This is a genomic window from Aquimarina sp. KJ22-3 (assembly GCF_055808215.1).
In genome coordinates this window covers 1,717,039-1,743,967 of sequence record NZ_CM147859.1, presented here as the reverse complement: position 1 = coordinate 1,743,967, position 26,929 = coordinate 1,717,039, and the positions used below count along the sequence as shown (strand labels likewise).

Annotated in this window: 22 protein-coding genes, 1 tRNA gene and 1 pseudogene; 18 read left to right on the top strand and 6 right to left on the bottom strand. The window is 38.6% G+C overall.

Going from position 1 to position 26,929, the window contains the following annotated elements; translation table 11 throughout:
* Window positions 1–32: 32 nt before the first annotated feature.
* The 5 genes from AC0L3Q_RS07645 to AC0L3Q_RS07625 form a co-directional block, all read right to left on the bottom strand.
* Window positions 33–281: a type IX secretion system membrane protein PorP/SprF gene (locus tag AC0L3Q_RS07645; RefSeq protein ID WP_473286022.1), complete on the bottom strand. Its 249-nt coding sequence runs from the start codon at window positions 279–281 to the stop codon at window positions 33–35.
* Between the two features lie 29 nt (window positions 282–310).
* Window positions 311–973 carry a PorP/SprF family type IX secretion system membrane protein gene (locus AC0L3Q_RS07640; RefSeq protein ID WP_473286021.1) on the bottom strand — a complete coding sequence of 221 codons (663 nt, stop codon included), beginning with the start codon at window positions 971–973 and terminating at the stop codon, window positions 311–313.
* Window positions 974–1,488: 515 nt separating this feature from the next.
* Window positions 1,489–4,080 carry a T9SS type B sorting domain-containing protein gene (locus tag AC0L3Q_RS07635; RefSeq protein ID WP_473286020.1) on the bottom strand — a complete coding sequence of 864 codons (2,592 nt, stop codon included), beginning with the start codon at window positions 4,078–4,080 and terminating at the stop codon, window positions 1,489–1,491.
* 405 nt (window positions 4,081–4,485) lie between these two features.
* Window positions 4,486–5,184, bottom strand: a complete 699-nt coding sequence (locus AC0L3Q_RS07630) for a hypothetical protein (protein WP_473286019.1) — start codon at window positions 5,182–5,184, stop codon at window positions 4,486–4,488.
* Window positions 5,181–9,395 (bottom strand): T9SS type A sorting domain-containing protein, encoded by a 4,215-nt coding sequence (locus AC0L3Q_RS07625; RefSeq protein WP_473286018.1) that lies wholly within the window; start codon window positions 9,393–9,395, stop codon window positions 5,181–5,183. The genes AC0L3Q_RS07630 and AC0L3Q_RS07625 overlap by 4 nt, the downstream gene beginning before the upstream one ends.
* A 613-nt stretch (window positions 9,396–10,008) precedes the next feature.
* Between AC0L3Q_RS07625 and AC0L3Q_RS07620 the strand changes: the two genes are divergently transcribed.
* Window positions 10,009–11,004, top strand: a complete 996-nt coding sequence (locus tag AC0L3Q_RS07620; RefSeq protein WP_473286017.1) for a hypothetical protein — start codon at window positions 10,009–10,011, stop codon at window positions 11,002–11,004.
* A 149-nt stretch (window positions 11,005–11,153) separates the two neighbouring features.
* On the opposite strand, the gene AC0L3Q_RS07615 is transcribed toward AC0L3Q_RS07620, so the two are convergent.
* Window positions 11,154–11,231: transfer RNA gene (locus AC0L3Q_RS07615), tRNA-Pro, on the bottom strand.
* 182 nt (window positions 11,232–11,413) lie between these two features.
* Here AC0L3Q_RS07615 and AC0L3Q_RS07610 point away from each other — a divergent pair.
* From AC0L3Q_RS07610 to dapB, 17 genes and pseudogenes are all read left to right on the top strand, one after another.
* A complete protein-coding gene (locus AC0L3Q_RS07610; RefSeq protein WP_473286016.1) occupies window positions 11,414–13,696 on the top strand; it encodes a TonB-dependent receptor domain-containing protein in 2,283 nt (760 codons plus the stop codon).
* 43 nt (window positions 13,697–13,739) lie between these two features.
* Complete coding sequence (locus AC0L3Q_RS07605; RefSeq protein WP_473286015.1) at window positions 13,740–14,852, top strand: PQQ-dependent sugar dehydrogenase; 1,113 nt, start codon at window positions 13,740–13,742, stop codon at window positions 14,850–14,852.
* 34 nt (window positions 14,853–14,886) lie between these two features.
* On the top strand, window positions 14,887–15,354 hold the full coding sequence (locus AC0L3Q_RS07600; protein WP_473286014.1) for a c-type cytochrome: 468 nt from the start codon (window positions 14,887–14,889) through the stop codon (window positions 15,352–15,354).
* Between the two features lie 129 nt (window positions 15,355–15,483).
* Entirely contained in the window at window positions 15,484–16,233 is a 750-nt protein-coding gene (locus AC0L3Q_RS07595; protein WP_473286013.1) for a hypothetical protein, read from the top strand.
* A gap of 48 nt (window positions 16,234–16,281) precedes the next feature.
* Window positions 16,282–17,139: an anhydro-N-acetylmuramic acid kinase gene (locus AC0L3Q_RS07590; protein ID WP_473286012.1), complete on the top strand. Its 858-nt coding sequence runs from the start codon at window positions 16,282–16,284 to the stop codon at window positions 17,137–17,139.
* Window positions 17,133–17,366, top strand: a complete 234-nt coding sequence (locus AC0L3Q_RS07585) for an anhydro-N-acetylmuramic acid kinase (RefSeq protein ID WP_473286011.1) — start codon at window positions 17,133–17,135, stop codon at window positions 17,364–17,366. The genes AC0L3Q_RS07590 and AC0L3Q_RS07585 overlap by 7 nt, the downstream gene beginning before the upstream one ends.
* 57 nt (window positions 17,367–17,423) lie before the next feature.
* Complete coding sequence (gene udk, locus AC0L3Q_RS07580) at window positions 17,424–18,032, top strand: uridine kinase (RefSeq protein ID WP_473286010.1); 609 nt, start codon at window positions 17,424–17,426, stop codon at window positions 18,030–18,032.
* A 37-nt stretch (window positions 18,033–18,069) separates the two neighbouring features.
* Complete coding sequence (locus AC0L3Q_RS07575; protein ID WP_425290157.1) at window positions 18,070–18,429, top strand: FtsB family cell division protein; 360 nt, start codon at window positions 18,070–18,072, stop codon at window positions 18,427–18,429.
* A complete protein-coding gene (locus tag AC0L3Q_RS07570; protein WP_473286009.1) occupies window positions 18,422–19,786 on the top strand; it encodes a methylmalonyl-CoA mutase subunit beta in 1,365 nt (454 codons plus the stop codon). Before AC0L3Q_RS07575 ends, AC0L3Q_RS07570 begins: the two co-directional genes overlap by 8 nt.
* Window positions 19,787–19,872: 86 nt before the next feature.
* Window positions 19,873–20,505, top strand: a complete 633-nt coding sequence (locus AC0L3Q_RS07565; protein WP_473286008.1) for a hypothetical protein — start codon at window positions 19,873–19,875, stop codon at window positions 20,503–20,505.
* A 119-nt stretch (window positions 20,506–20,624) separates the two neighbouring features.
* Window positions 20,625–22,757, top strand: a complete 2,133-nt coding sequence (gene scpA, locus AC0L3Q_RS07560) for a methylmalonyl-CoA mutase (protein WP_473286007.1) — start codon at window positions 20,625–20,627, stop codon at window positions 22,755–22,757.
* Window positions 22,758–22,835: 78 nt separating this feature from the next.
* Entirely contained in the window at window positions 22,836–23,717 is an 882-nt protein-coding gene (locus tag AC0L3Q_RS07555) for an SDR family oxidoreductase (RefSeq protein WP_073315062.1), read from the top strand.
* 140 nt (window positions 23,718–23,857) lie between these two features.
* A complete protein-coding gene (locus AC0L3Q_RS07550; RefSeq protein ID WP_473286006.1) occupies window positions 23,858–24,622 on the top strand; it encodes a ParA family protein in 765 nt (254 codons plus the stop codon).
* Between the two features lie 6 nt (window positions 24,623–24,628).
* Window positions 24,629–25,540, top strand: coding sequence for a ParB/RepB/Spo0J family partition protein (locus AC0L3Q_RS07545; RefSeq protein ID WP_473286005.1), 912 nt, complete (start codon window positions 24,629–24,631; stop codon window positions 25,538–25,540).
* Complete coding sequence (locus AC0L3Q_RS07540; RefSeq protein ID WP_473286004.1) at window positions 25,530–25,706, top strand: hypothetical protein; 177 nt, start codon at window positions 25,530–25,532, stop codon at window positions 25,704–25,706. The genes AC0L3Q_RS07545 and AC0L3Q_RS07540 overlap by 11 nt, the downstream gene beginning before the upstream one ends.
* Before the next feature lie 41 nt (window positions 25,707–25,747).
* Window positions 25,748–26,158 carry a DUF5683 domain-containing protein gene (locus AC0L3Q_RS07535; protein ID WP_473286003.1) on the top strand — a complete coding sequence of 137 codons (411 nt, stop codon included), beginning with the start codon at window positions 25,748–25,750 and terminating at the stop codon, window positions 26,156–26,158.
* 32 nt (window positions 26,159–26,190) lie between these two features.
* Window positions 26,191–26,888: pseudogene (gene dapB, locus AC0L3Q_RS07530) on the top strand (4-hydroxy-tetrahydrodipicolinate reductase).
* Window positions 26,889–26,929 lie beyond the last annotated feature (41 nt).

The window sequence follows — 26,929 nt, the reverse complement described above, 5'->3', positions numbered from 1 at the left end:
TTATTATTACAATATTGGTTGTTACATCTCTATTAATTTAGCTCTACGGTTGTGGTTTGCGGTTGTGGTTGTTTTTCTGAAAACAGTGGAACTTTCAATATCACTTCGTGATTTCCTCTTCTATAATTACTTACAGCCGTTATAGAACTATCATAAGCATAGCCTACCTTGATTCTATCCAGCATCTTAAATAACACAACAGTACTGATCGATTCCTTTAATCTATAGCTAAGACCAAATTCTGCCTTGTCATACAGATCGAAGGTTCCGCTGATATCCATAGAGAAAGGCACTTCGCTTATTACCCGTGTTAAAAAAAGGGAGTAAAGGTCAAATTCTTGTTTAAAGTAAAATGATATCCTGCCCCCATAAAAAATTGCATTTTGTCCGTGGCCTGTGTTACAATACCCGATTCCTTTTCGTATCTCCTTGTTTTTAATAAGGCAGGTGCAGATATGTTTACATAAAAGCGTTCTCCTTTTAAATAGGCACCCATCCCAACATTTGGATTGAATACACTTACGTTTTCTGAGAAAAGCGGATCCTCATCAAGCCCTATCCCTGCCAGGTCTATATTAACCGAAGAGCCTCCCGCTTTAACCCCCAAATACAGATCTAATGTTTCCTTTAATTGTAATTTATACGAAAAATCAACAAAAACATCAGTTTCTTTGAGTACAAACACACTACTATTGGTAACAGAAAGGCCCAGTCCCACCTTGTCACCTATCCCTTCCTTTCTGCGCATTGGGCCGCTCAATGAAAAACTCCAGGTCTCAGGTGCTTCATCAAGCCCTGCCCACTGTGCTCTATAGTTTGACGTGAGCTCAAAATTTTCACCAGTTCCCGCATAAGCAGGGTTGATGATATTCATATTATAATTGTACAGTGTAAATGTTACATCCTGTTGCGCATAAGACTGAATGCAGCATATCACTACTATTGTAAAAAAGTATAATTTGTTATTTTTCATTTTATTTTTTTTAATGTGAATGATTTTATTTAGAATTCTCTTGACTCATTCAATGGGTCCTTCAATTATTTATTCTCACGATTATTTTTACTACGTATTTCAAATCATGGACAATTCTTGATTATATGATTAAACCATAAATACGTACTCCAACGATTGCCTATAGTATTGTAGACCTACACCTTCCTGTATTTCTATTTCAGAACCAAAATTCCACCCTTTACGGTTAATCTCAATAAAAATGTGTTGACCCAACTAAAAAATGGGACAGAGAAAGCGAAGGTTGGGACGAATACCCTAGAAACGCTAGTTCTTGCGGTGTATCGTCACGCATTTATAGACTTTTCTAATCGCTAATGTTTTGGATAATTAGCTGCTTTTGATGACGCTTATAATCACTATATAAACAAAAAGTAAGGGTGTTTTTACGTCAGCTCCCTTACTTTCGTTTTTCTTTCTGAGGAGGGAGGGGTATCTCCACTCACATCCTTTAAAATTTTTATTCATGTCAATGCCTAATAATTGACATATATCATTTTTGTTTGGTGGGTCAATCCCGGTTCGTTGTAGTCTATGACACATACATAAGCACCAACAGGCACTCGCCCTCCACTATAGGTACCATCCCAACCATCGCTAGGTCCATTATAATGGGCACTGAAGAGCAACTGTTGGTTAAGGTTGTATATCTTAACCTCGTTGTTCTCATATTTTTCCAGGCCTTTAATCTCCAAAGTATCGGCAATACCATCACCGTTGGGCGAAAACCCTCTATTTAAATCCGTAAAAAGTTGGGGCTCACAATTCCCTTCGACCGTCACTGTGACAGTTGCCACCTCCGAATTGTCACCATGTGAAGCCGTAAGGGTCACTGTTACTGGCGCTCTCGAATCAGCACAGGTAAACGTATTCCTGTCTAAACTCAAGCTTGGGGTATGGCCACACCCATAAGAAGAACCTTCGTCTACATCCTCTGGAGAGATGGTAAACTCTCCGTCGTCATTCAATTGTACAACAATGTTGTCTTTGGCCTTGACCTCTAAATTATCCAGATTCTCTTCTACGGTCACGGTAGCCGTAGCCGTATGTGAATTGTTGCCCTGGGCAGCAGCAAGCGTTACGGTTACCTCGCCCACATCTTCACAGCTAAAAGTACTCTTGTCCACGCTTAATAAAATAGGTGTCGTTGTGTTGTAACAACCACTCCCTGAACCATTGTCGATTTGCCCAGGGTTGATGGAAGCTATTCCATCAGCATTCAATTGGATGGTAATATCTTTGGTCACAGCTACAGGACCGTTAATATTGTTTTCCACAGTTACTACGGCAGTCGTTGTATCTGTTTGGTTACCCGAGGTAGCAGTAAGGGTTACGGTTACTGGAATTCCTACATCACTACAAGTAAAGGTATCCCGATCTAAGCTCAATGTAACTGGATCTCTATTTTGGCAGTTATGACTGGAACCATCGTCTATATCCGCTGGAGAGATGGTAACCATTCCATTGGGATCCACCTGTACAGTAATGTCCTGAGCAAGCGCTACAACCCCGGTTTTGACAACAACTTCTTGAGCTACCAGACTGGACATGTTGGAATCTATATCGAATCCCGCACCAGCAGCTACATTTATGGTAATATCATCATCATCCCCACATATCGATGCAGGGGTAATGGTCGCGGAATATTTGGATTCGCTGACGGCCTCAAAATTGCTGACTGTAGCATTAGTAACCTTAATATCCTCTTCATTGAAACCGGAAACCACCCTATCCAACTTAAAAGTAACTTCAAAAGGATCTGTAGTATTTATTGTTTCTGGTGCCCCTTCAATATAAACACCACTTATGCCAATATTGAACATGCGTGCCCGGCCCCATAGCAGATTATAACCAGTTGAATTATCAAAGCCGTAGTCAGAAGCTCCTATTGCAATAACTGAGCCATCTGCAGACAGACTGACACTGTTACTATTGCCCAACTCATGACCCCTATGTTCACCATTAAAACCACCTACTACCTCCCAGGTATTATCAGGACGGTATTTGTAAATACGCACTGCACCTACATTTAAGAAACGATCGAAATCTCTAAGGGGGGTTCCTATAGCCAAAGTATTTGCATCATCGGATATTGATAGGGCATATCCAAAACTTCCTTTGAGTTCATTACCTTTTAACGTCCAATTATCATCGGCATCCCTTTCATAGACCTGTACAGATTGATCTATAACTGAAGTCATCGCCAAGGTATTGCCGTCTCCCGTAAGTCGTACATATGCCCCTCTATCATCACGGGTAACTATCCCTTCTTTCCCTATAAATTCACCTATCAGACTCCAATTGTTGTTATCATTTTTAAATACTTTTGTTATTACACCTTCAGAATCCCATTTTAACCGGTTATACTCGTCACGATATCCTGGTCCAAGATGAAGTGCTGTCATGGCCAAGGTGTTACCGTCATCAGACATACTCACGCTTATCCCCAAACGTTCGTGTCCTGACTGACCTTCAATATCGTTACCTATTTGGATCCAATTACCAGAGGCATCTCCACTTCTTCTAAACACACGTACCTGGCCAGCATTGGAAAGGTCGTCAACGTCAAAAAATGGAGCTCCTATGGCCACGGTAGTACCATCCCCGGACAGGCTCACATCAAATCCGGATAGACTCCACGCTTGTATACCATCAATATCGTTGCCCATTTGCTCCCATTTATAGCCTCCTGGAGATGAATCATCTTTTATTTTTTGAAATACACGTACATGACCTGTATCTGTACCAGCTCCATTGCCTTCATTACCCCTGGCTCCTATAGCGATAACGGAACCATCATCTGATAGACTAATAGCTCTTCCGGAACGTTGACCATAATAGTGCTGCTCCCAAAGAGTTTCCGGGAATATATAATCACCTACTTGTTCCCAAGTGACCCCATGACCGGAAACTGTTTTTGTATAAACACGTACAGAACCATTATTCCCATAAACACCCTGTGACCATAGATGTGCATGCCTTGGATCATTAGGAGCATACCAATTGGGAGACCAGAGTCCTATAGCAACAGTATTGCCATCTGCTGATATGCTTGTGCTTTCTCCCAAGGCCTAAATGGCCAAATCCTAGTATTTCTTCTCCAATTAAGGTTTGCCCATGGATGCCCATTCCGATTACTCCTAAAAGTAAAAACAAGCTCCATTTTAACCGGGTTTTAAATTGTATTTGCTTTTTCATTTTGAATGGTTTTTTGACTTTTTGAATATTATTTCAAAGCAAAGAATGACTATACAAGGAAAACATCCAAAAACTAGTGCTAAACCTCTATAAAAACGGGATGTAAGTACAGAATTCAGGGACAATGCAAAAGATGTATAGAATACTATATACAAGGAAAAGAAGAACCATTTATCTCCAAACAAGGATAAACAAAGGGCATGAAAAAATATTTTTTCATGCCCTTTGCGCTTTTAATTGCCTCTTTGTTTTTTATTTGATTTTACTTTCCAAAACTATGTTTTGAATTCGAAGATTTCAGACTGGGATGTATTTCCCTTTGCGTCCCTGGTCAACACTCTCCAATAATATACCTGATTGGAACTCACTGTTATCTCCTTAATTGTTTCGGAAGTGGAAGCGATCTGGATTTGGGGATTTCTGTCGATGCCGAAAAAAATCTCGTATTCTACAATATCATTATCCACATCATTGCCTTTCCATTCCAATATAAGTATTCCACTTACATTTATGGTAGCCCATCTTGGAGGATTGACCGCCACGGCCGGGAATGGTGCATAATTCTCAATACCTGTGCCCTGGTTGTAAAACCTCCAGCTTGCACTTGTGGCTGTCTCACCGGTACCATTAGCTCGAGATATCACAAACCACTCATATGGAGTGCCTCGCTGTATGATAATGTCCACCTCATTGGTTGTGGCAGAGACCTGAAACATGGTATTAGTATTCAGGTTCATCAGGTTTACAGTATAACTATCAGTATGTTGTGAAGTGCTCCAGCGGAAGGTCACTTTGCTTTCTTCATCGCTTAGATTCTCTCCTTCATTGCATTCTTCATTATTATCAGGGAAGATCAGGGTAGCCGCCTGAGGAATGGGCACCGGTTCCGGATTAGGGTTATCATCTTCGTCTGAATCCTCCCTTCCGCAGGAAACCATAACAAATGGAATTAATATTCTTAATAAAATTTTCATTGTTTAGCAATTTTAAAATTGAACATGGAAGTTTTTGTTCTGACTTTCAGTAGGTAGATCCCAGCTGGTAAATCATCTACATTTAACATTAATTCTCCAGCTTTTGTTTCATAAGGCCTGTCAAAAACCTGCTGCCCATTCATATTGTATAAGGCAACATCTACTGTTTCCAGCCCTATGTCCCCAAGGAAGACTGAAACTATTCCTTCAGTAACCGGATTTGGATAGACAAACAATTCTGAACTCAGGATGATCGTCTCCTCATAAGTCCCCTGACAATCTTTATCTGTACGTACAATAAGTTTGTTACTGGCTTTGGCTAAAGGAAGGATAATATGCTCTTCCGAGGTGCGATACTGCTGCCCATTGAGTTGAACGATATACATTTTTCCACCATGGAGCTCCAGGGATATCTCGTGCTTGGCTCTACTCACTTTTGAGCTTACCGAAAGTAACTCAGGTTCCGAAATATTGACATCAAAACAAATTTTGTAACCACTCTGCCCTTCAACCGTAATACAGAGGATGTAATCTCCAGCAGCCAAACCACTCAACTCTGCAGTATCTGTAAAATTCTCATTTTGGTTTAAGCCATTTCCGCTTAGGGTGGCGATATAGTTCAAAGACTCCTCTGTTTCTATCGAAATACTACCGTCATGGCTAGAAATACAGCTCGCTGAAGTACTCAATACCCTAAAATTTGTATTCGGTAATGAAAATACTGGGCATCCATCAATGTCCACAACAGCACCTACAGGAGTATCCGAACATTGATCTATATTGTTAAGTACTCCATCATTGTCTACATCATTATCACAAACATCACCTATGCCATCCATATCTGCGTCTGACTGATCTACGTTAGCGAGTAGCGGGCAGTTATCTTCATTATCCGGGATACCGTCATTATCGTCATCGTCATCATCTCGAAATCCTTCAACCACAAGGTCGTCTATGACGATCCCTTCCCTGTTTTCAAATTCATCCGAATGGAAAACAATTCTGAAAAGTACATTGGATTCGCCGGTAAGATCCGTTTCTCCATTGACTGCATTACTTACAAAGTTGTAAGCGTATTCGGTTACCGTTGTATTGGTGCCTGTCCATTGCGCTCCGGGACAGTTCTGACAATCGTTTGCGGATCCTGAAGTAGTATTTGTCCTGTCGCTAGTATACCAGTTCGGCTGGCTGTTTACACTGCCCAGCACGTTCCATGAGGCTCCTTCATCAATAGAATATTCTACATAGACCACATCCCAATTTTCTTCGAGGTCGTAGGCCATATTAAAACGCAAAACAGGTACCAAAATCGACGACAGTTCATAACAATTACTTATCAAATAAGATTTTGTCTGATCCGGATAGTCCCCGTCCAAATTGGTTCCATATACCTGGGATCCTGACCCCGCCTGATTCAGCAATGTGCCTATGGGAACTCCTTTTTCCCAAACACTCGTTCCTCCTCCTTCATTGTAAGTCAGCAAGGATTCGCCAACAGTTTCAAAGGTGTTCACTGCGTCCCCTACTCCAAAGTCACTGGTAAAGAATGTACTGGTAACACTATTATTATCATCGAAGGCGTCATTGGTTATGGTAACGCTTACCTCAAGTTCAACCGTGCTGAGTGGGTCAAAGTTCTGAGAGGGCAATGTAATGGTAGCCTGATCATCTGTGTTCAGGATGGAATCGCTCCAGTCAAAATTCTGTGGTGTCCCCCCATTGATCGTATAAGTGACAGAAACCTTTGTTATAGGATTTAACCCCTGGTTTTCCACAACTAGTTCTGGGGAAACCTCTCCGCAAAGTACGGTTCCGGATGTAGGAGTTAAGGAGACCATACGCACGTCGTTGTCAGGCTGCTGAATTGGGATTGGTGATTGCCAAACTCCTCTACCGTAGGTGCTGGCAACAATGAGTTCGTCGTCCAGGCTTATTTCAAGATCACTTACTGCCGTACCTGGCATATTTGTAAAGTATTCTTCCCATGCTGTAAGGGTATCATCCAGACGATAGACTCCTACGCTGGTACCCACATAAATAGGGTTATTACCATCCCTTCCCTGATGGGCAATGGAGAAATAGCCTAGTTCTGTGGGAAGATTTAAGGTGATATTTTCCTGAGTTGCCGTATTGCCATTTATGGTCACTTTAAAAACTCCACGGTCAGGGAATTGGAAGTTTTGAGAGATCCCAACCCTTCGTGAAGTGGTCACATATACCGTGTTATCCACAGTAGTGTTTATGGCAATGTCCGATATATCTGCAGCAAAGGAGGTTAAAAAGAGAAAGGTAATTCCCCCATTCTGACTACGATATAGGTTGTTTCCAACTGCAGCATAAATGGATAAAGGATCGTTTGGATCGACTTCCAGATCGTCAATAGGATCGTTTATACTCAATACCGGGGATACTTCTTCCCAGGCATTTCCAGCTAATCGATACACCTTGTCAAAACCTGCGTAAACTTCACCATCGCCACTTATAGCAAGCGGGGTGATCCATTCCCCAGAAATAGCATTTCCGTTGTCATCTCTCGGAGCGCCTATCGCGCCTATATTTTGACCAAAATTATTGGTGATAAAAAGAGCTCCGCCAAACTGAATGAAGCCGTAGACCACATTGGCATTGGAAGGGTCAATTTCGTAGTCCATTCCGTCTGCACCAGTATAAATATTCCATTGCTGATCGTTGTAAATAAAACCAGAATTATCCTGAGTCCCCCCGCTGATCTTACTAGCATCATTTTTTGCTATGGATATCCTGTAGAACTGGGCTACGGCCAGTCCGTCCGTATAATCTGTAAAAGTAGTCCCTCCATCTGCTGATACATAAACACCTCCATCACTCCCCACAAAAAGTTGATTGTTGAAAAATTTAAGAGTGTGAATATCCACATGGGTATATGCCGGACCTACATCATTATCATTATCGTTAAGGCGAACAAAGGAGTCACCACCATTTGTGCTTTTCCAGATGTTGATTGCTCCGGTATAAACTTCATCCGCATCTGTGGGCGAAATTGCTATCGCCAGGTTATACCAGGCTTGATTTCTCTCAAAAATATCTGTGGTATTCTGGGTCCGGGTAAAGGACTGCCCGCTATCGTCAGATCTGAACAATCCTAGAAAAACAGAATCGTTAGCTGTGGTATCTGCGACCAAAACATATACGACATTGGGGTTGGCTTCAGTCACCCCTATTACCATTCTTCCTGCGTTATCGGGAAAAGGTTCTCTTACCCTTTTAAAAGAGCCTCCTCCATTGGTACTCCAATAGAAAGCACTTTCGGTAACCACGTAAATGGTGTTTGGATCTCCAGGTTTTAATCTGAGATCGCCAATCAGACCGTTAAAAGTAAGATTCCAGGTGTCTCCTGCATCTGTGGACTTATAGAGACCTCTATTGGTAGTTACCCAGACAATATTGGAATTGGTTGGATCGATAAAAATCTCATTCATGCTCCAGCTAAAGTCGCTGATATTAGCATTGAGGCTTGTAGCATTCCAGGTATTACCTCCGTTAGTAGATTTAAATACTCCAATGCTATAGGAGTCTCCCGCATCATCATCTCCGGTGGTAATATAGATGACATCCGAATTATTGGGATCTATTGCGATTCCAGAAACTCCAATTTGAGGAAAATCATCAAAAAGAGCAGTCCAGCTGCCGCCAGAATTTATAGATTTCCATATTCCTCCGGATGGAGCACCTGCATACCAGATATTGGCATTGTTTGGGTCCACGGCTATAGCATTGATGCGTCCGTTTCCAGGTTGTCCTATAGATAGGGTTCCCGTAGAAAAGGGACCTAAAGAGGTCCAGTTACTCGTTGGATTAGTCTTGGATACAGCACTTCTGGCCTTGATCCAGGCATCCCATAATTCTTTAGAAGTTGGGATGTATCCGTTTTCATCTACAAAGTTCTTCCAATAATTTTCCCAACGCATATAAGGTTTGTAACCACTACCTTTTTCGTTAGGATTCTTATCCTTCCAATATTCATGGAAAGCAGTTGAGATTTCATCCAGAGTATAACTTTGCTGTTGCCCTTTGGTGATAGTATTTTTGGATTTCTCTAGGGTTTTCATCCAAGGAGCGTTGGCATTAAATTGAGCATGCAAAAACTGGCCTATAAAGAAGCTCAGCAGTACTATTTTCTTAGTCTTCAATGAAGTTCTGATAAGATCCACCTTATATATTACTTTCAACATGAGTTTTGTTTCATTTCGTATGGATTTACTGATTATTAATAGCATACCGTTTATGACTTACAATTCACTAAAGGAAAAAGTATTACTGTAAAAAGAAATTAAAAGGGACAAATGATACGTAAAGACGGATGAAGACAGGAGATTATGGGACAAAAAGAATATCTATTAATCTATTAGATTAGATAAATCTCTCTCTTTTTATTGAACTTAGGAACAAAAATTTTTATATCCTTGCTTATTTTGTCATCGACCACTGTAGTATATATTGTGCCCTAAATATTTTTGTTGGAACTTCTATTAGAAGTTTTTCATTTCCAGTTCTCAATATCCCAACAATCCCTTTTCTCGTCACTTTTTTAGTCGGTCACGTCACTTTTTTCTTTTTCTCTTTTAACTGTTCTTTTATTTAATCCTTAAATCAATAAAAGTCTTTACTGCTAGTAAACTTTCCTCTTATCGGAGAGGTAAAACAGGGATACCTGCATAAAAAAACAAAGACCAACTAAAATCATATGCCTATGAAATAGTGTCATTTTACCAACAGGGGACGAATCTAAAAAAATGGGTAGCCTCGTAGCATATAGAAATCTTAATCATTTTAAAATCTAAAAACATGAAAAGAAATTATTTATGGCTTTTAAGCTTTTTCGCTATTTCATTATTTATCATTTCTTGTGAATCCGAATCAGCAATCGGAAACCCAGAGAATACCATTGAAAATGTATCACTGGATGAAGCTCAGTTCAAAGGGATTACTTTTTTGGATTGGCAAGAAGTTTATGAAACCTATGAATTCTTAAGCACCTTGGAAACCGAGGACGAACTATTGAGTTGGGCGATGGACAAAGGTCATATCTCTTTGTTGACTCATATCATTACCAGCACGGACCATAACGAAATCGAAAAATCGGCTGCTTTGACCCCAGAATTGATGACCTTTATGAACAAGGATTACCATTTTATGGTAGGGGATAAATTGATCAGTTTTTCGGACAATATGTTCTATGAATCCTCAAAAGACAGTCCGGAATTGTTGGCACTGGACAATATTTCTCTGGGGCAGGAAAGTCACCAACCAGTGGGGTCCGTGGATGAACATAATTTAAAGGCAGCTGGGGGAACCATTTACCTAAATGAAAATGGAAATTCTCCAGGTTCAGACCATGATTTTTACAGGGAATCCATGCGAGTAGGATGTCAATCCGGAGGATTGAACACCAATAGATCGGCAAGGAAATTGCGATATGTCCAGAAATTTACCTCTGTGAAGTTTGGCGGGACTGTTTACTTGTACGTGGAGACCAAATTGTATTGGAGAAACAGTAGCAATCAGCTTCGTTACACTTCAATGGAGTATAGAAACTACGATTATAGTTTATCAGGAACAGTTTCTATCCGAGGAGATTCCAATAAGTATGAGTATCGGAACATCAATATGAATACGAGCAGTGATTGTGTTAGAACCAATATCTACAAAAAGTTAGTTGCACAAATTAATATAGCCCATTTCAGTCAGATGGGCGTATGGAGCATTAACTTGTCAGGAAATGTAAGTCACCATATTCATGGGGATTGGCCCATCAACAAATGGTATGCAACCCCAAACTAAAACACTTTATTGGTAAGGGCACCAATGTTGCCCTTACCACAATTGTCACTGCAAAGTAGCTTAGTCTCGTATCGACTTAAGATTATAAAAACTTTGTTTTGAAGTTTCATCAAATAAAAAATCCAACCACTTTCGTGATTGGATTTTGTTGGTCGGGGTGGCAGGATTCGAACCTGCGACCTCCTGCTCCCAAAGCAGGCGCGATAACCGGGCTACGCTACACCCCGATAAAAGGATTATCCCTTTAGCGGGCGCAAATATACATAATACTATTTGTATTCTCCCAAAAAAATGTCACTAAAAATAATTGGTGTTGGCAAAACCTAAGATTTTCACAAAAAACGTTAACAGAATCATGTTTTTTAAACCCGTTTATATGCGGTTTACGATATTTGGCAAAAACTAAGACTTGAAAAAAATACTATTCCTTTTCGCTTTACTTTCTTCCATTTCTATATCTGCTCAATTTACTGCGACAGGTATCGTTATCGACAAATCTCTAAACCAACCGCTCGATAATGTCACTGTTATGGATACGATTTCCAAACAAGAAGTTGTCACTCGTATGGATGGAACATTTCGTATTGAAACCAGCGGAATTTTAAAATTCAGTAAAAAAGGATATCAAACCCTATTCCTATCAGTTACAAAAGATCAACAGCTTACAGCTTACTTAATCCCAGACACTGCTTTGGCACTGGATGAAGTGCTTATTAATGCTCCTTCCATCCCTATTCCCTACAAGGAAGCTACGGATGCTGTTTCTCTAGTCACCAATTCAGACATCAACCGAGGTAATACCCTAGAATTGCATCCCATTTTGAATAGAGTTCCTGGGGTGTTTATGCAAAGTGCAACACTCAATACCAATAGAATTGCTATACGCGGGATTGGAGCACGAAACCTATTTGGAACGGCAAACATTAGAGCCTATTTTGGAGACATCCCTCTTACCGATGGGAATGGAGAATCTTCTATAGAAGACCTGGAACTTGGCGCATTATCAGGTATCGAAATTCACAAAGGCCCCTCTGCCAGTAGTTATGGTGTGGGTCTGGGTGGAGTGATTCTGTTGCACCCCCAATACAGCACTACTGATACGCCTGAAGGTCAAATCGAATTTACTACCGGAAGTTTTGGATTGAGACGTATCGTGGCCAAAACATCTGTAAATACCAATACTGCGAATCTAAATGTACTGTTCAGCAACAATCATAGTGATGGATACCGGGATAACAATGAATACAACCGAAATACGCTAACCGTTACCTCTCAAATTGACCTTGGAGATAAAGACCAGCTTTCGATACTAGGGAGTTATATAGATCTCGAAGCAGGAATCCCCAGTTCTTTGGATCAGGAAGATTTTGACAACAATCCAAGGCAAGCTGCTTTTACCTGGGGGCGATCCCAAGCGTTTGAAGATGTGAACTATGGCATTTTGGGAGTTACCTGGAAACACGACTACACTCCTAGTTTATCTCATAACACTAGTGTATTTACTTCTTTTAGGGATAACTACGAACCTCGTCCTTTTAATATTTTGGAAGAACAATCCACAACTGTTGGAATACGTACACGAGTTTTGGGTGCAGATCCTTCAGGAAAGAATACCATATCTTGGACTGCAGGAGCCGAGCTTTTTTATGATACTTATAATGGTAAGACGTTTCAAAACCTATTTGAGGACTTTCCAGTAGGTACGGGCAGTGTACAGGGAGATCTACTTTCTGATCTGGATGAAAAACGATATTACTACAATCTTTTTGCCGAACTCAATTATCAACCAATAGAAAAATTAAGAATTAATGTGGGGGCGCATCTTAATCAAACCTTTTTTGATATTGATGATAAATTTCTACAAGATGGTGAGGATAATTCGGGAGATTTTGATTTTGATCCTATTTTTTCTCCAAAATTGGGGGTCAATTATGAGATCCAACCAGAACTTATCCTTTTTGGCAATATCGCACATGGGTTCTCTACTCCTACCACTGCCGAAACCTTATTACCGGATGGTATTTTCAATCCCGATATCAAACCCGAAATTGGCTGGAACTACGAAGTAGGAATGCGTTACAAACTACTGAATAGATTGCAAGGTTCTGTTTCTTTCTATACCTTGAGAGTACAAGATTTATTAGTCTCTCGAAGAACTGTAGAGGACAACTTTTTTGCCATCAATGCAGGAAAAACAACACACAACGGTATTGATGCCGAACTTAGGTATCAACTCTTACAAAAACAAAGCCATCAGCTACATTTCTTTGCCAATGTTTCTATCTATGATCATACCTTTGATGATTTTGTGGATTTGGACAATGATTTTTCTGAAAACGATGTGACCGGTATCCCTTCTGAAGTGATCAATGCAGGTCTTGACCTTACTTCTCCAAAAGGATTCTACGGAAATATTTCCTATCAAATTGTGGGAGAGATTCCTGCCAATGATGCCAATACTGTGTATGGAGAACGATATGACCTGTTACATGGTAAAATTGGATATAAAAACAATCTAGGTAATCGCCTATCCTATAACCTTTCTTTTGGCGTGAATAACATTTTGGATACCAAATACGCCTCGCAATTACAGATCAATGCTCGTGGATTTGGAGGAAATCAACCCAGATTCTTTTACCCTGGATTACCGATTAATGTCTTTGGAGGGATTAACATAAATTATAGATTATAAATCATATTTTATCGTAATTTTCGTGCTGTATAAACTATCACACATGAAATCACTCTCTTTTCTCATCGTATTACTCTTTATATTTTCGGCATGTGCGCAAGAAACTAAAGAAAATGATATCGTTCTCGAAGAGGATCCCAAAAATTATACAACAGAAATCATTGTTCCTGGTCTTCAAATCCCTTGGGGAATGGCCTGGTTACCCGATGGCAGCATGCTAATCACTGAAAAAAGCGGTACGCTGATTCATTTTAAGGACGGTAAAAAGGTAAACATCGCTAATGTTCCTGAAGTTTATAATAGAAACCAGGGAGGTTTACTGGACATCGAGCTGCATCCAAAATACGAGGAAAATGGTTGGATTTATATCACCTATTCTTCTAAAGAAGGAACAGAAAAAGGTGGAAATACAGCCTTAATACGAGCAAAATTAAAAGATAATCAACTCACTAATATTGAAACTTTATACAAAGCGACACCAAATACCACTAGGGGCCATCATTTTGGATCTCGTATAGAGTTTGACAATGATGGATATTTGTATTTCTGTATTGGAGATCGTGGAAATCGAGATGTAAACCCTCAAGATATTACCAAAGATGGTGGTAAGATCTATCGCCTTAATGATGACGGTAGCATCCCCAAAGACAATCCTTTTGTAGACCAAGCGGGAGCCAAAACCGCGATTTACTCCTACGGGCATCGTAATCCACAAGGTATGGCATTACATCCTGATGGTACTATATGGGTTCATGAGCATGGACCAAGAGGTGGTGATGAGATTAACCCGATCAAAAAAGGAGTCAATTATGGTTGGCCGGTAATTACTTACGGTATTAATTATAGCGGTACAACGATTACTGACATCACTACCAAAAAAGGAATGGAACAACCCTTATACTATTGGGTACCTTCTATTGCACCGAGTGGAATGGACTTTGTGACCAGTGATAAGTATCCAAATTGGAAAAATACCGTGTTAGTAGGTTCTTTGAAATTTCAATATTTAGAACTATTGCAATTGGATGGATACCAGGTTACCAAACGACAAAAATTATTAGATGGTATGGGACGTGTACGAAATGTACGCCAAGGACCTGACGGGTTTCTATATGCTGCTATCGAAAATCAGGGCATTGTAAAAATCATACCATAAAACACTCATTTTTTATCTCAGTAAAAATCGGAAAATGAAAAAACATACCAAGCGTCTTTTTATTTTAGAAATCGCAGTTTTTATCCTTAGTATCTCTATTGTTGCACAGCAAAGCAAAAATGATGAAGATTACACACAAATTCCTGTAACTGTTTTGGATCAGGATCAGGAGTTGGCCAAGAGTATTGCGCAAGGGAAAGAGATCTATGCTGATTTTTGCATGCAATGTCACCTGCCAGATGGAAAAGGGACTCCCAATGTATTCCCTCCTCTTGCCGGTTCGGATTGGTTGGTAGATAAACGCGAAGAAAGTATCCACTCTGTGAAATATGGCCTTAATGGTCCTATCAAAGTAAACGGAAAGCCTTACAACAGCGCAATGACATCCCTGGGATTAGAAGATGAAGAAATCGTAGACGTGATGAATTACATCATGAACAGTTGGGGGAATACACAAAAGAAAATGGTGACTCTAGAAGAAGTAACCGAGATCAAACAATAGCAAATTTCTTTTTTAGATTTCATAATATAACAAATATGGCGTATCTTACGTTATAATTAGTGTATTGCATAATCCCCATCGTGCAATAGAGAACTTGACCTAACAACTAGTACCACCAATTTTACTATTATGAGGTTCTCGACACTTCTTATTACTTTTTTAATCACCTTGTCCGTAAGCGCTCAAAGTTCTTATGACGAATCTCCCAATCGATATCGATTCAAATATAAATCTGAACTGTATAAAGGAACCAGACTACAGATTACCTCTCAATTGCGTAAGCTGAAAAATGATTCAAAATTCACCAATATTCCCGAAGAAATTGAGCAGGAACTTCATTCTCTTTTTATAGCCACCAAAAAACAACCAATCCCCAAATATTATAAAAAACGTGCTTATATCTTTTTGGATGCGTTGTATGCTTATGAAGATTTTGCCAATATCTATGAAAACGCATTGTATCAGGTAGTAAGAAAGGTAAAAAAAGATATGTATGTGGTGGATTTTAAGTTTGAAAGACAATTCACCAAGGCCAAAGTAACTTTGGATCGTTATATGAAAGAAGATTATTCTGATATTGAAAGGTTTGACCAGCTCAAAAAAGAATTGATCGATAGCCAAACCAAATTAGCCAGCCATCGATGGATGAAAGGAAAGTTCGAGAATTATGATACCATCGAAATTGTAAAACACCCTGACGAACTTATGGGGGCGTTCAAAAAATCCGCAGCTGTTCATGTCTATAGACTATACAACGACAACAACATAGCAGCCATAAAACCTTATCTCGAAAATCAAATTATTGATTTTTATTACAAAAAATCATTGCCCGAGATCAATCCGGAATCCTTCGATCTGCAATACATTACCAAAATATAGCAGGCAAAGAAGATCAAATCCTTAAAATTATTTTGTTAGTTTGTACGTATGGATAACTCCCCTCGCACATACAAAGTATTAGGATTAATGTCTGGAACTTCTCTAGACGGATTAGATATTGCGTATTGCCATTTTACTAAGGATAATCATCGCTGGACGTTTTCTATCGAAAAAACCAGTGATATCGCTTATTCGCAAACCTTAAAACAAAAGCTAAAAAATGCAATCCATTTAAGTGCGGTACAACTGTTGGCACTTCACAACGAATATGGAAGCTGGTTAGGAAATCAGTGCAAGGCATTTATTACCCAACATCGTCTTGATATAGATTTTATATGTAGCCATGGGCACACCGTTTTTCACCAACCCGATATCGGCTTAACCTATCAAATTGGATCTGGTCAGCATTTGGCAAATGCTTCAGGACAAAAAGTTATTTGTGATTTCAGGACCAACGATGTGATTCATGGCGGACAAGGAGCTCCCTTGGTTCCCATCGGGGATCAATTATTGTTTAGCAATTATGATTTCTGTCTAAATCTAGGCGGAATTAGCAATGTTTCGTTTCAGCATCAAAACAAAAGAATCGCTTACGACATCTCTCCGGCCAACATGCTACTCAACCACATTTGTAAATCCATCGATCTGGAATATGATAAAGGAGGGAAAATAGCGGCTACAGGTATTGTAAACGCTGAGTTTTTTGAGAACCTAAATGTATTGGACTATTACAAACAACCTTTTCCTAAATCTTTGGGTTATGAGTGGTTTGAAGAACAAGTGATTCCTATCATCAACAACACCAAAGATACGACTACCAACCTTTTGCATACCGCGGTTCATCATATTGCGTTTCAAATTGCCAACGAGATTAAAAAGGTAAAAAAACTAATCCAAAAATGCTAATCACTGGTGGTGGCACCAAAAATGAGTATCTGATTAAAGTACTTAGCCAAAAGTTAGAGGGTATTGTTAGTATTGACATTCCCCCTGCTGTAATCATAGATTTTAAAGAGGCCATGATTTTTGGATTTTTGGGGGTTTTAAAAGATCGTAACGAAGTAAACTGCCTAAAATCAGTGACCGGAGCTACTCGGGATTCCTCTTCCGGGGTTATTTACAATCCAGCATGAAAATTTTATGACGAAGATTAAATCGCATTCTTTAAATTTGCCGAAAAACAAAGTACAATGTTAATTATTGGTATTGCCGGAGGAACTGGCTGCGGAAAGACTACGGTTGTGAATCAAATCGTGAATGAACTTCCAGAAAATGAAGTATGCGTCATTTCGCAAGATTCCTATTATAAAGACACCAGTCATCTTTCTTATGAAGAACGAGTTCAGATTAATTTTGACCATCCTCAATCTATTGATTTTGAGTTATTGGGGCAGCATTTGATGGCTCTAAGAAAAGGAGAAACTATAGAACAGCCGGTGTATTCTTTTGTAGAACACAACAGAACCGGAGAAACCATTTCTACAAAACCTAGTAAAGTGATCATCGTAGAAGGTATTCTGATTCTTACCAATCCAGAAATCAGAAACATGTTCGATATAAAAATCTATGTGCATACCGATAGTGATGAAAGATTGATAAGACGATTAAAAAGAGATATTGCAGAACGCGGTCGGGATATGGACGAAGTTTTGGATAGATACCAAAACACTCTCAAACCCATGCATCAACAATTTATTGACCCTACCAAAGAATTTGCTGACTTGATCATCCCAAATAATCATTACAACAATGTAGCTGTTGATATTGTTCGTACAATTATTAAAGAACGCTTGAATTAACTTTTGTACCTTTACACCAATATTATTCTTACACCGATTGAAGCTAAAAAGTTATTTTCAGAAATTAAAAAACAAACCGGCACTTATACCGATTTTTGCCATATTTCTAAATAAATATGTGCTAATCATATTGCTTTTTGTGATCTGGATGCTTTTTCTGGATACCAACTCCTGGCTTATACATCGCGAACTGGATGAAGAAATCCAGGAACTCGAGAACAATAAAGAATATTATATCAAAGAAATCGTAAAAGATCAAAAGGATATCAAAACCCTTAAAGATAGCAGTGAGCTAGAAAAATTTGCTCGAGAAGAGTATTTTATGAAACGTGACGATGAAGAAATCTATATCATCGAATATGAAGACAGCTTACCCAAAAACAAAAAAGATGACTAAATCTCTATTCGAAAGTTTCGATGAAGTTTCTGCAAAACAATGGAAACAAAAAATTCAGTTTGATTTAAAAGGTGCAGATTATAATGAAGCCTTAATTTATAAGTCTTTAGAAAGTATAGACATCAAACCTTTTTACAATCAGGAGGATATCACAGATATCGATCATACAATTGCTCATCCTACCCACTGGAAAAATTCGATTCGGATAGAAGTTGAAGATGCCAATACTGGAAATCAAAAAGTTAAGGATGCTTTGAAAAAAGGGGCAGAAAGTATCTTTTTTGTAATTACCAAGGAACAAGTAGATCCGGCTACCCTATTTCAAAACATTACCAAAGCAACTCCTGTTTTTGTGCAAACCCGCTTTCTTTCTGAAGCATATATACAAAGCATCAAGAACATCGCAAAAGAGCAGCAACTAGATATTCATATCCTTACGGATATCATCAATAGATTAGCAGAAACTGGAAATTGGTTTAATAACCTTAACCAGGACCATGAAGTCTTAGAACAAATAGCAAAAAATGATACTTTAAAAAGTTGTATTAGCATAAATACCGGATTGTACCAGAATGCTGGTGCGACCATGATACAACAACTCGCTTATGGTCTGGCTCATGCCAACGAGTACCTGAATCATTTTGACAACAAGGAGCAAAATCCATTCAAACAGTGCAAAGTTGTATTCAAAGTAGCCATTGGTGGTAATTACTTCTTTGAAATCGCTAAGCTACGTGCATTGCGATTGCTTTGGGAATCTCTGGCTCCAGCATACGGGGCAATAAAAGATTGTACCATTATTGCTTATCCTTCTCACCGTAACAAAACTATATTAGACTATAATGTAAACATGTTACGTACCACCACCGAATGTATGAGCGGAATTTTGGGAGGAGCAGATTTCATTTACAACCTTCGTTATGATGACATTTACAATCTGGATAACGATTTTGGAACCCGAATTTCTTTGAATCAATTATTAATTTTAAAGAACGAAAGTTATTTTGATCTTGTTGAGAACCCTGCTTCAGGGTCTTATTATATTGAAAGCTTAACCAATCAGTTGGCGGAAAAAGCACTTTCTTTATTTAAAGATATCGAAGAAAACGGTGGTTTTTTGCATCAACTTAAATCCGGTACTATTCAGAAAAAAATAAAAGAATCTGCAAAAAAAGAGCAGGAACTTTTTGATCAAGAAAAAATTGTTCTTACCGGAACTAACAAATATAAAAATCAAGAAGAAACAGTACCTACATTTCAAAAATCAGTCTTTTTAGAAAGAAATGTAAGAAAAACCCTTCTAGAACCAGTAATAAAACGGCGATTAAGCGAGATTATGGAGAAAAATATGCATTAAAACGTTAATATTTGCTAACAAATTGTTAACTTGCATACATAATTATAAATTTTAGCCTATACACTAACATTACTAAATCTAAATCAATGCCCCTAAAGATTGGATCTAGGATCTTCGTCATTTGCTTGATCGTATCCGCCCAAATTTCGTCTGCTCAATCAAGATATTATTGTCATGATGTAGATGACTCTGGAATTATCAAAAGAGCATACGAATCTTTTGAAAAGGATATTTTCACTCACTACAAGTTTGGCACGGATTCTATCAAGACCTATAGAACATTTCTAGCAGAAGTGGCCAGTTTATCTATTGACCTCAGAAAATTACCTTCTGAAAAGTCTATTCAGTTAGCTCGTCAATTCAAGAAAGTAGCCAACAACAAAAATTCTATCTGGATCAAACTAAGCGAATACGAAAATCATGAGGCGTATAGAAAATCATATCCCACTACCAGTTCCAGTAAAAAAAATGAAGAAGAAATTCTAATATTTAACTACCGTGGTGGTTTTATACAATGTTTAAAAAATTCTAGTGATAGTGATGATTTTCAGGATATCGTAAATGCATTAGAACTGGATGGAAATGTAAGTACTTCTTTGATCGCTCAAAAGATTTATTATATCCCGGATAAAGAATTTTGCGGAGTAGAAATCAAGAACTTCATTGCTTTTGATATTTACTATTCTATTCTTATGGTGATCGAAAAAGCTTTTGGTTAATTTTTCGGTATTTTCAATTCTGAAAGTAAATCAGACACCTTTTTTGAATAAAAATCACTTTTAAAAGCTTAATTTTATGGCCTGTTTAATTTTTTTATGGCAAACAGGTTAAATTGGCAATGAGCAGAAAAGACATACAACATATACAACTATCCAAAGAAACATTAACAACCAATACTCCAACAGTTAACACTTTTACTACGTCTGAAGGTATTGAAATTAAATCTTCATACGTCAATAGTGATATCGAAAACCTTGAACACCTCAATTTTAGTGCAGGTATAGCGCCTTATCTAAGAGGACCTTATTCTACCATGTATGTTCGACGTCCATGGACAATAAGACAATATGCGGGTTTCTCGACAGCTGAAGAAAGTAATGCGTTTTACAGAAGAAACCTTGCTGCAGGACAAAAAGGGCTGTCTGTAGCGTTTGATTTGGCTACACACCGAGGTTATGATAGTGATCATGAACGTGTAGTAGGTGATGTAGGTATGGCTGGGGTAGCTATTGATACGGTAGAAGACATGAAAGTGCTCTTCGATCAGATTCCGCTGGATAAAATGTCGGTATCGATGACCATGAATGGAGCTGTACTACCCATCATGGCTTTTTATATTGTTGCTGCAGAAGAACAGGGAGTGGACAAAAACCTGCTTTCAGGAACGATTCAAAATGATATCCTTAAGGAGTTTATGGTGAGGAATACATATATCTATCCTCCTACTCCTTCGATGCGGATTATCAGTGATATTTTTAAGTATTGCTCTGCTAATATGCCAAAATTTAATCCGATTAGTATTTCGGGATATCATATGCAAGAAGCAGGTGCTACTTGCGATATCGAACTGGCATATACACTGGCAGATGGATTAGAATATATCCGTAAAGGTATTGAAGCAGGTTTGGACGTAGATTCTTTTGCTCCAAGACTGTCTTTCTTTTGGGCTATAGGTATGAATCATTTTATGGAAATTGCAAAAATGAGAGCCGCTCGTATGCTATGGGCCAAACTCATACAGCAATTTAATCCTAAAAATCCAAAATCTTTGATGCTCCGTACCCACTGTCAAACTAGTGGTTGGAGTCTTACTGCGCAAGATCCTTTTAATAATGTAGCAAGAACCTGTATCGAAGCTAGTGCTGCTGCTTTTGGAGGAACACAGAGTTTGCATACCAACGCTTTGGATGAAGCAATTGCATTACCAACGGATTTCTCTGCAAGAATTGCAAGAAATACGCAGATCTTTTTGCAAGAGGAAACACTGATTACTCGTACTGTTGACCCATGGGCAGGAAGTTACTATGTAGAGTCACTTACCAATGATATTGCAGAAAAGGCCTGGAAACTGATAGAAGAAGTAGAAGAACTTGGCGGGATGACCAAAGCCATTGAGGCCGGTATCCCAAAAATGAGAATCGAAGAAGCGGCTACACGTAAGCAAGCGCGTATTGACAGTGAACAAGATTTGATTATCGGTGTCAACAAATACCGATTAGAGGAAGAAGAGGCAATTAGCACCCTCAAAGTAGACAATCAAGCAGTTCGAAATCAACAGTTAGAGAGTCTTAAAAAAGTAAAAGACTCAAGGGATGAAGAAAAAGTACAGCAAGCACTTGAGAATTTAACTGCCGGTGCTGCAAATGATACTCAAAATTTATTAGCTTTAGCGGTAGAAGCTGCCAGACTGAGAGCTACACTAGGAGAAATCAGTGATGCTTTGGAGAAAAAATTTGGCAGACATAAAGCAGAAATAAAATCGTTTACAGGAGTGTACGCCAAAGAAATAAAAAATGATGAGTCTTTTGACAAAGCGAGAAATTTAGCCAATAAATTTGCTGAGCTAGAAGGACGTAGACCACGTATTATGATTGCCAAAATGGGTCAGGATGGTCATGACCGAGGTGCCAAGGTAGTCGCTACCGGGTATGCCGATGTAGGCTTTGATGTAGATATTGGCCCACTTTTTCAAACTCCAAAAGAAGCAGCAAAGCAAGCCGTAGAAAACGATGTACACATCGTCGGAGTATCTTCGTTGGCTGGTGGTCATAAAACGCTAGTACCTCAAATTGTAGAAGAACTCAAAAAATATGGAAGAGAAGATATCATGATTATTGTTGGTGGTGTGATTCCTCCTGATGATTATGACTTTCTTTTTGATGCGGGAGCGGTAGCTGTATTTGGCCCAGGTACAAAGATTAGTAACGCAGCGATCACTATTTTAGAAATTCTAATTTCTACTTTTGAATAGACATAAAAATACTATGCGCGCATAGTTTTTCAGGAATAATATCGTAACTTCCCCAAAATATAGAAATTACATATACCAATGAGTTATACAGATAAAATGCTTCGTGATGGAGCTTTAGAAGGAAAAAATATCGTTGTTACTGGTGGAGGTAGCGGACTAGGAAAATCTATGACCAAGTACTTTTTAGAACTTGGTGCAAAGGTGGCTATTACTTCTCGTAATCTTGAAAAACTACAGACCACTGCCAAAGAACTTGAGGACGAAACTGGAGGTACTTGCCTTCCTCTTCAATGTGATGTGAGACACATTGATCAAGTCGAAGCAATGAGAGATGCAGTAATCAAAGAATTTGGTTCTGTAGATATATTATTGAACAATGCTGCGGGAAACTTCATTTCTCCTACCGAGCGTTTATCAGCAAATGCATTTGATACCATTATTGATATTGTACTAAAAGGAACCAAAAACTGCACTTTAGCTTTTGGTAAACACTGGATCGATACAAAATATAGAAATACTGTTGTATTAAATATCGTAACTACCTACGCCTGGACAGGATCTGCATATGTAGTACCAAGTGCTACGGCAAAAGCTGGTGTTTTGGCCATGACAAGATCTTTGGCGGTTGAGTGGGCAAAGTATGGTATGCGTTTCAATGCCATCGCACCGGGACCATTCCCTACCAAAGGAGCTTGGGATCGTTTAATGCCGGATGAGCTTAAAGAAAAATTAGATATTACCAAACAAGTGCCCTTAGGAAGAGTGGGTAATCATCAAGAATTAGCTAATCTTGCAGCATATTTAGTTTCTGACTTTTCTGCTTATGTTAATGGTGAGGTAATGACTATTGATGGTGGAGAATGGCTTAAAGGAGCTGGAGAGTTTAACATGCTAGAGCTAGTACCCGAACAGATGTGGGATATGCTAGAAGCTTCTATCCGATCAAAAAACAAGAAATAAGTAGTTATTAACAATTCATAAATTACTCAGGACCATTTGCAAAGGCAAATGGTCCTTTTTTGTACATACTGTTAACATTTTTCATTTTTATAATATATAATAAATCGTATTTTTATCGCTTAAAAACCAAATCTCCCCAAATGGGTAAAATAATAGCGATTGCCAATCAAAAAGGAGGTGTAGGAAAGACTACTACCTCAGTTAATTTAGCAGCTTCTCTAGGTGTTCTGGAGAAGAAAGTGTTACTAATCGATGCGGATCCTCAGGCTAATGCTACTTCAGGACTAGGTCTTGATGTAGAAAGTATCGAAAATGGAACGTATCAGATTCTTGAGCATACCATAAAACCTCAGGAAGCAATTTTGGAGACTACCTCTCCAAATGTACATATCATTCCTGCGCATATTGATCTGGTTGCTATCGAGATCGAACTGGTAGATAAGGATGACCGAGAGTATATGATGAAAAAGGCTATCGAAGAGTTACGATCAGAATATGATTATATTCTAATTGATTGTGCTCCATCGTTAGGACTTTTGACACTAAATGCACTTACTGCTGCAGATTCGGTGATGATCCCTATCCAGTGCGAATATTTTGCACTAGAAGGACTTGGTAAATTGTTGAACACCATAAAAAGTGTACAAAAAGTACACAACACCAATCTGGATATCGAAGGGTTGCTATTAACTATGTATGACTCTAGATTGCGATTGTCTAACCAAGTGGTTGAAGAAGTGCAAAAGCACTTTAACGAAATGGTGTTTAAAACAATCATTCAGCGAAATATTCGTTTAAGTGAAGCCCCAAGTTATGGAGAGAGTATTATTAATTACGATGCGGCCAGTAAAGGAGCAAGTAATTATTTGAGTTTGGCGCACGAAATTATAAAGAAAAATAGTTAAGGATACATGGCGAAGGCAACAAAAAAACAGGCATTAGGAAGAGGGCTATCTGCACTCTTAAAGGATCCAGAAAATGATATCAAATCCGTCGATGATAAAAATGCAGATAAGGTTGTAGGAAATATCATAGAGCTTGATCTGGAAAGTATTGATGTAAACCCTTTTCAGCCGCGAACAAGTTTTAATGATGAAACATTACGCGAGTTAGCCACTTCTATTAAAGAAGTTGGGGTAATCCAGCCTATTACGGTAAGAAAATTAGATTTTAACAGCTATCAGCTGGTTAGTGGAGAACGCCGTTTCCGCGCTTCTAAATTGGCAGGTTTAAAAACAATTCCTGCGTATATACGAATTGCCAACGATCATGAGTCTTTGACCATGGCTTTGGTAGAAAATATTCAGAGACAGGATCTTGACCCTATCGAAATCGCTTTGTCTTACCAACGTTTGATTGATGAAATCAGTTTAACTCAAGAACAGTTAAGTGATCGCGTAGGTAAAAAAAGATCGACTATTGCCAACTATTTGAGATTACTAAAACTGGATCCTATTGTTCAAACGGGTATGCGTGATGGTTTTATCTCTATGGGGCATGGACGTGCTTTGATCAACCTAGAGAATCAACAGCAACAGTTGGACATCTATGAGAAAGTGATTGGAAAAGGGCTTTCGGTTCGCGAAACAGAAAAATTGGTAAAATCCTTAAAAGACCCTTCTGAAAATTCAACTGCTGAATCCAATACAACTTCTTCGCAACTACCTAAGCATATTGCAAAAGGAGTTAAAGAGTTTTCTGAATATTTTGGCGCAAAAATTGATGTAAAAGTTTCCAGTAAAGGAAGTGGTAAATTGATTATACCCTTCTCTTCTCAAGAAGATTTTAAACGAATAAAGAAACTCATCAATAGTGAAAATTAAATATTGTTATATCATTTTTTTTGTATTGTTCTCATTTCATAATGCATTTGCACAAGAAGAAGAGGATGAATTAAAAGTTACCACTGAAGAAGTAGCTGTTAAAAAGAAAAAAGGGATAGAAAAAAGGAAAGAAGAGAGAAAAGAATTCAACCTTACGAACCTCTAGCTCCTGCCAGAGCAGCTTTCTATTCGGCTGTACTCCCTGGTTTGGGGCAGGCATACACCAAAAAATATTGGAAAATCCCCATTGTATATGCTGCAATTGGTACAGGGATTTATTTCTATCTTGATAACAATAGAAATTACAACGATTTTAGAGATATTTTCAAGAGGCGACTAGCGGGCTTTACCGATGATCGTTTCATTAACCAACAAACTGGAGAGATACTAGTCTCTAATGAGCAGTTGATATCACTACAAGAACGTTTCAGAAGAGATCAGGAATTATCGTTATTACTAACTGTAGCCGCCTATTTATTAAATATTGTTGATGCCAACGTTACAGCGCATTTGCAACAGTATAATATCACAGATGATCTTTCGCTAAAACCAGGAATAAATTTTAACGAATTTGATCTTACTCCGAATTATGGAGTTACTTTAAATTTTAATTTTTAAGATCATTTCATTTTTATAATAACCAACAACACATGAACATTGCATTACTAGGATATGGTAAAATGGGGAAAACCATTGAGAAAATAGCAACAGAAAGAGGCCATGCCATAGTACTAAAAGTAGATAAAGACGATACCAACTATGATTTATCTCAGGCAGATGTAGCCATAGATTTCAGTATCCCAACGGCAGCCGTGAATAATATTTCTAATTGCTTCGATGCTGGCGTACCCGTGGTTTCTGGAACTACAGGCTGGTTAGATCATTATCAAGAAATGGTGGCTTTATGCAAAGAAAAAAAGGTGCTTTTATCTACGCTTCTAACTATAGTTTGGGCGTTAATCTTTTCTTCGAGCTTAATAAAAAACTAGCAAAAATGATGAATCCTGTAGAGGGATATTCTATCAACATGGAGGAAATTCACCATACCCAAAAACTAGATGCACCCAGCGGAACAGCCATCACACTAGCTGAAGGAATCATAGACAACTCCAATAAAACAGGTTGGCAACTAGATGAAGGGGATCAGAACACTATTCCTATTGTTGCCAAAAGAATAGAACAGGTTCCTGGCACACACACAGTGACTTATTCTTCTGAAGTGGATGATATAGAAATTACGCATACTGCTCATAATCGAAATGGTTTTGCTCTAGGTGCAGTAGTTGCAGCAGAATGGCTAAAGGATAAAACTGGTATTTTTGGAATGAAAGACGTTTTAGGTCTGTAAAAATGTAACGCTTTACCAACAAAAGGTACATATACTAAAAA

Excerpts from the sequence above, each read along its gene's own strand:
- AC0L3Q_RS07645 (WP_473286022.1), bottom strand. The coding sequence starts at position 281 with ATGGATATCAGCGGAACCTTCGATCTGTATGACAAGGCAGAATTTGGT.
- AC0L3Q_RS07640 (WP_473286021.1), bottom strand. The coding sequence starts at position 973 with ATGAAAAATAACAAATTATACTTTTTTACAATAGTAGTGATATGCTGC.
- AC0L3Q_RS07630 (WP_473286019.1), bottom strand. The coding sequence starts at position 5,184 with ATGAAAATTTTATTAAGAATATTAATTCCATTTGTTATGGTTTCCTGC.
- AC0L3Q_RS07625 (WP_473286018.1), bottom strand. The coding sequence starts at position 9,395 with ATGTTGAAAGTAATATATAAGGTGGATCTTATCAGAACTTCATTGAAG.
- AC0L3Q_RS07620 (WP_473286017.1), top strand. The coding sequence starts at position 10,009 with ATGAAAAGAAATTATTTATGGCTTTTAAGCTTTTTCGCTATTTCATTA.
- AC0L3Q_RS07605 (WP_473286015.1), top strand. The coding sequence starts at position 13,740 with ATGAAATCACTCTCTTTTCTCATCGTATTACTCTTTATATTTTCGGCA.
- AC0L3Q_RS07600 (WP_473286014.1), top strand. The coding sequence starts at position 14,887 with ATGAAAAAACATACCAAGCGTCTTTTTATTTTAGAAATCGCAGTTTTT.
- AC0L3Q_RS07595 (WP_473286013.1), top strand. The coding sequence starts at position 15,484 with ATGAGGTTCTCGACACTTCTTATTACTTTTTTAATCACCTTGTCCGTA.
- AC0L3Q_RS07590 (WP_473286012.1), top strand. The coding sequence starts at position 16,282 with ATGGATAACTCCCCTCGCACATACAAAGTATTAGGATTAATGTCTGGA.
- AC0L3Q_RS07585 (WP_473286011.1), top strand. The coding sequence starts at position 17,133 with ATGCTAATCACTGGTGGTGGCACCAAAAATGAGTATCTGATTAAAGTA.
- udk (WP_473286010.1), top strand. The coding sequence starts at position 17,424 with ATGTTAATTATTGGTATTGCCGGAGGAACTGGCTGCGGAAAGACTACG.
- AC0L3Q_RS07570 (WP_473286009.1), top strand. The coding sequence starts at position 18,422 with ATGACTAAATCTCTATTCGAAAGTTTCGATGAAGTTTCTGCAAAACAA.
- AC0L3Q_RS07565 (WP_473286008.1), top strand. The coding sequence starts at position 19,873 with ATGCCCCTAAAGATTGGATCTAGGATCTTCGTCATTTGCTTGATCGTA.
- scpA (WP_473286007.1), top strand. The coding sequence starts at position 20,625 with ATGAGCAGAAAAGACATACAACATATACAACTATCCAAAGAAACATTA.
- AC0L3Q_RS07555 (WP_073315062.1), top strand. The coding sequence starts at position 22,836 with ATGAGTTATACAGATAAAATGCTTCGTGATGGAGCTTTAGAAGGAAAA.
- AC0L3Q_RS07550 (WP_473286006.1), top strand. The coding sequence starts at position 23,858 with ATGGGTAAAATAATAGCGATTGCCAATCAAAAAGGAGGTGTAGGAAAG.
- AC0L3Q_RS07545 (WP_473286005.1), top strand. The coding sequence starts at position 24,629 with ATGGCGAAGGCAACAAAAAAACAGGCATTAGGAAGAGGGCTATCTGCA.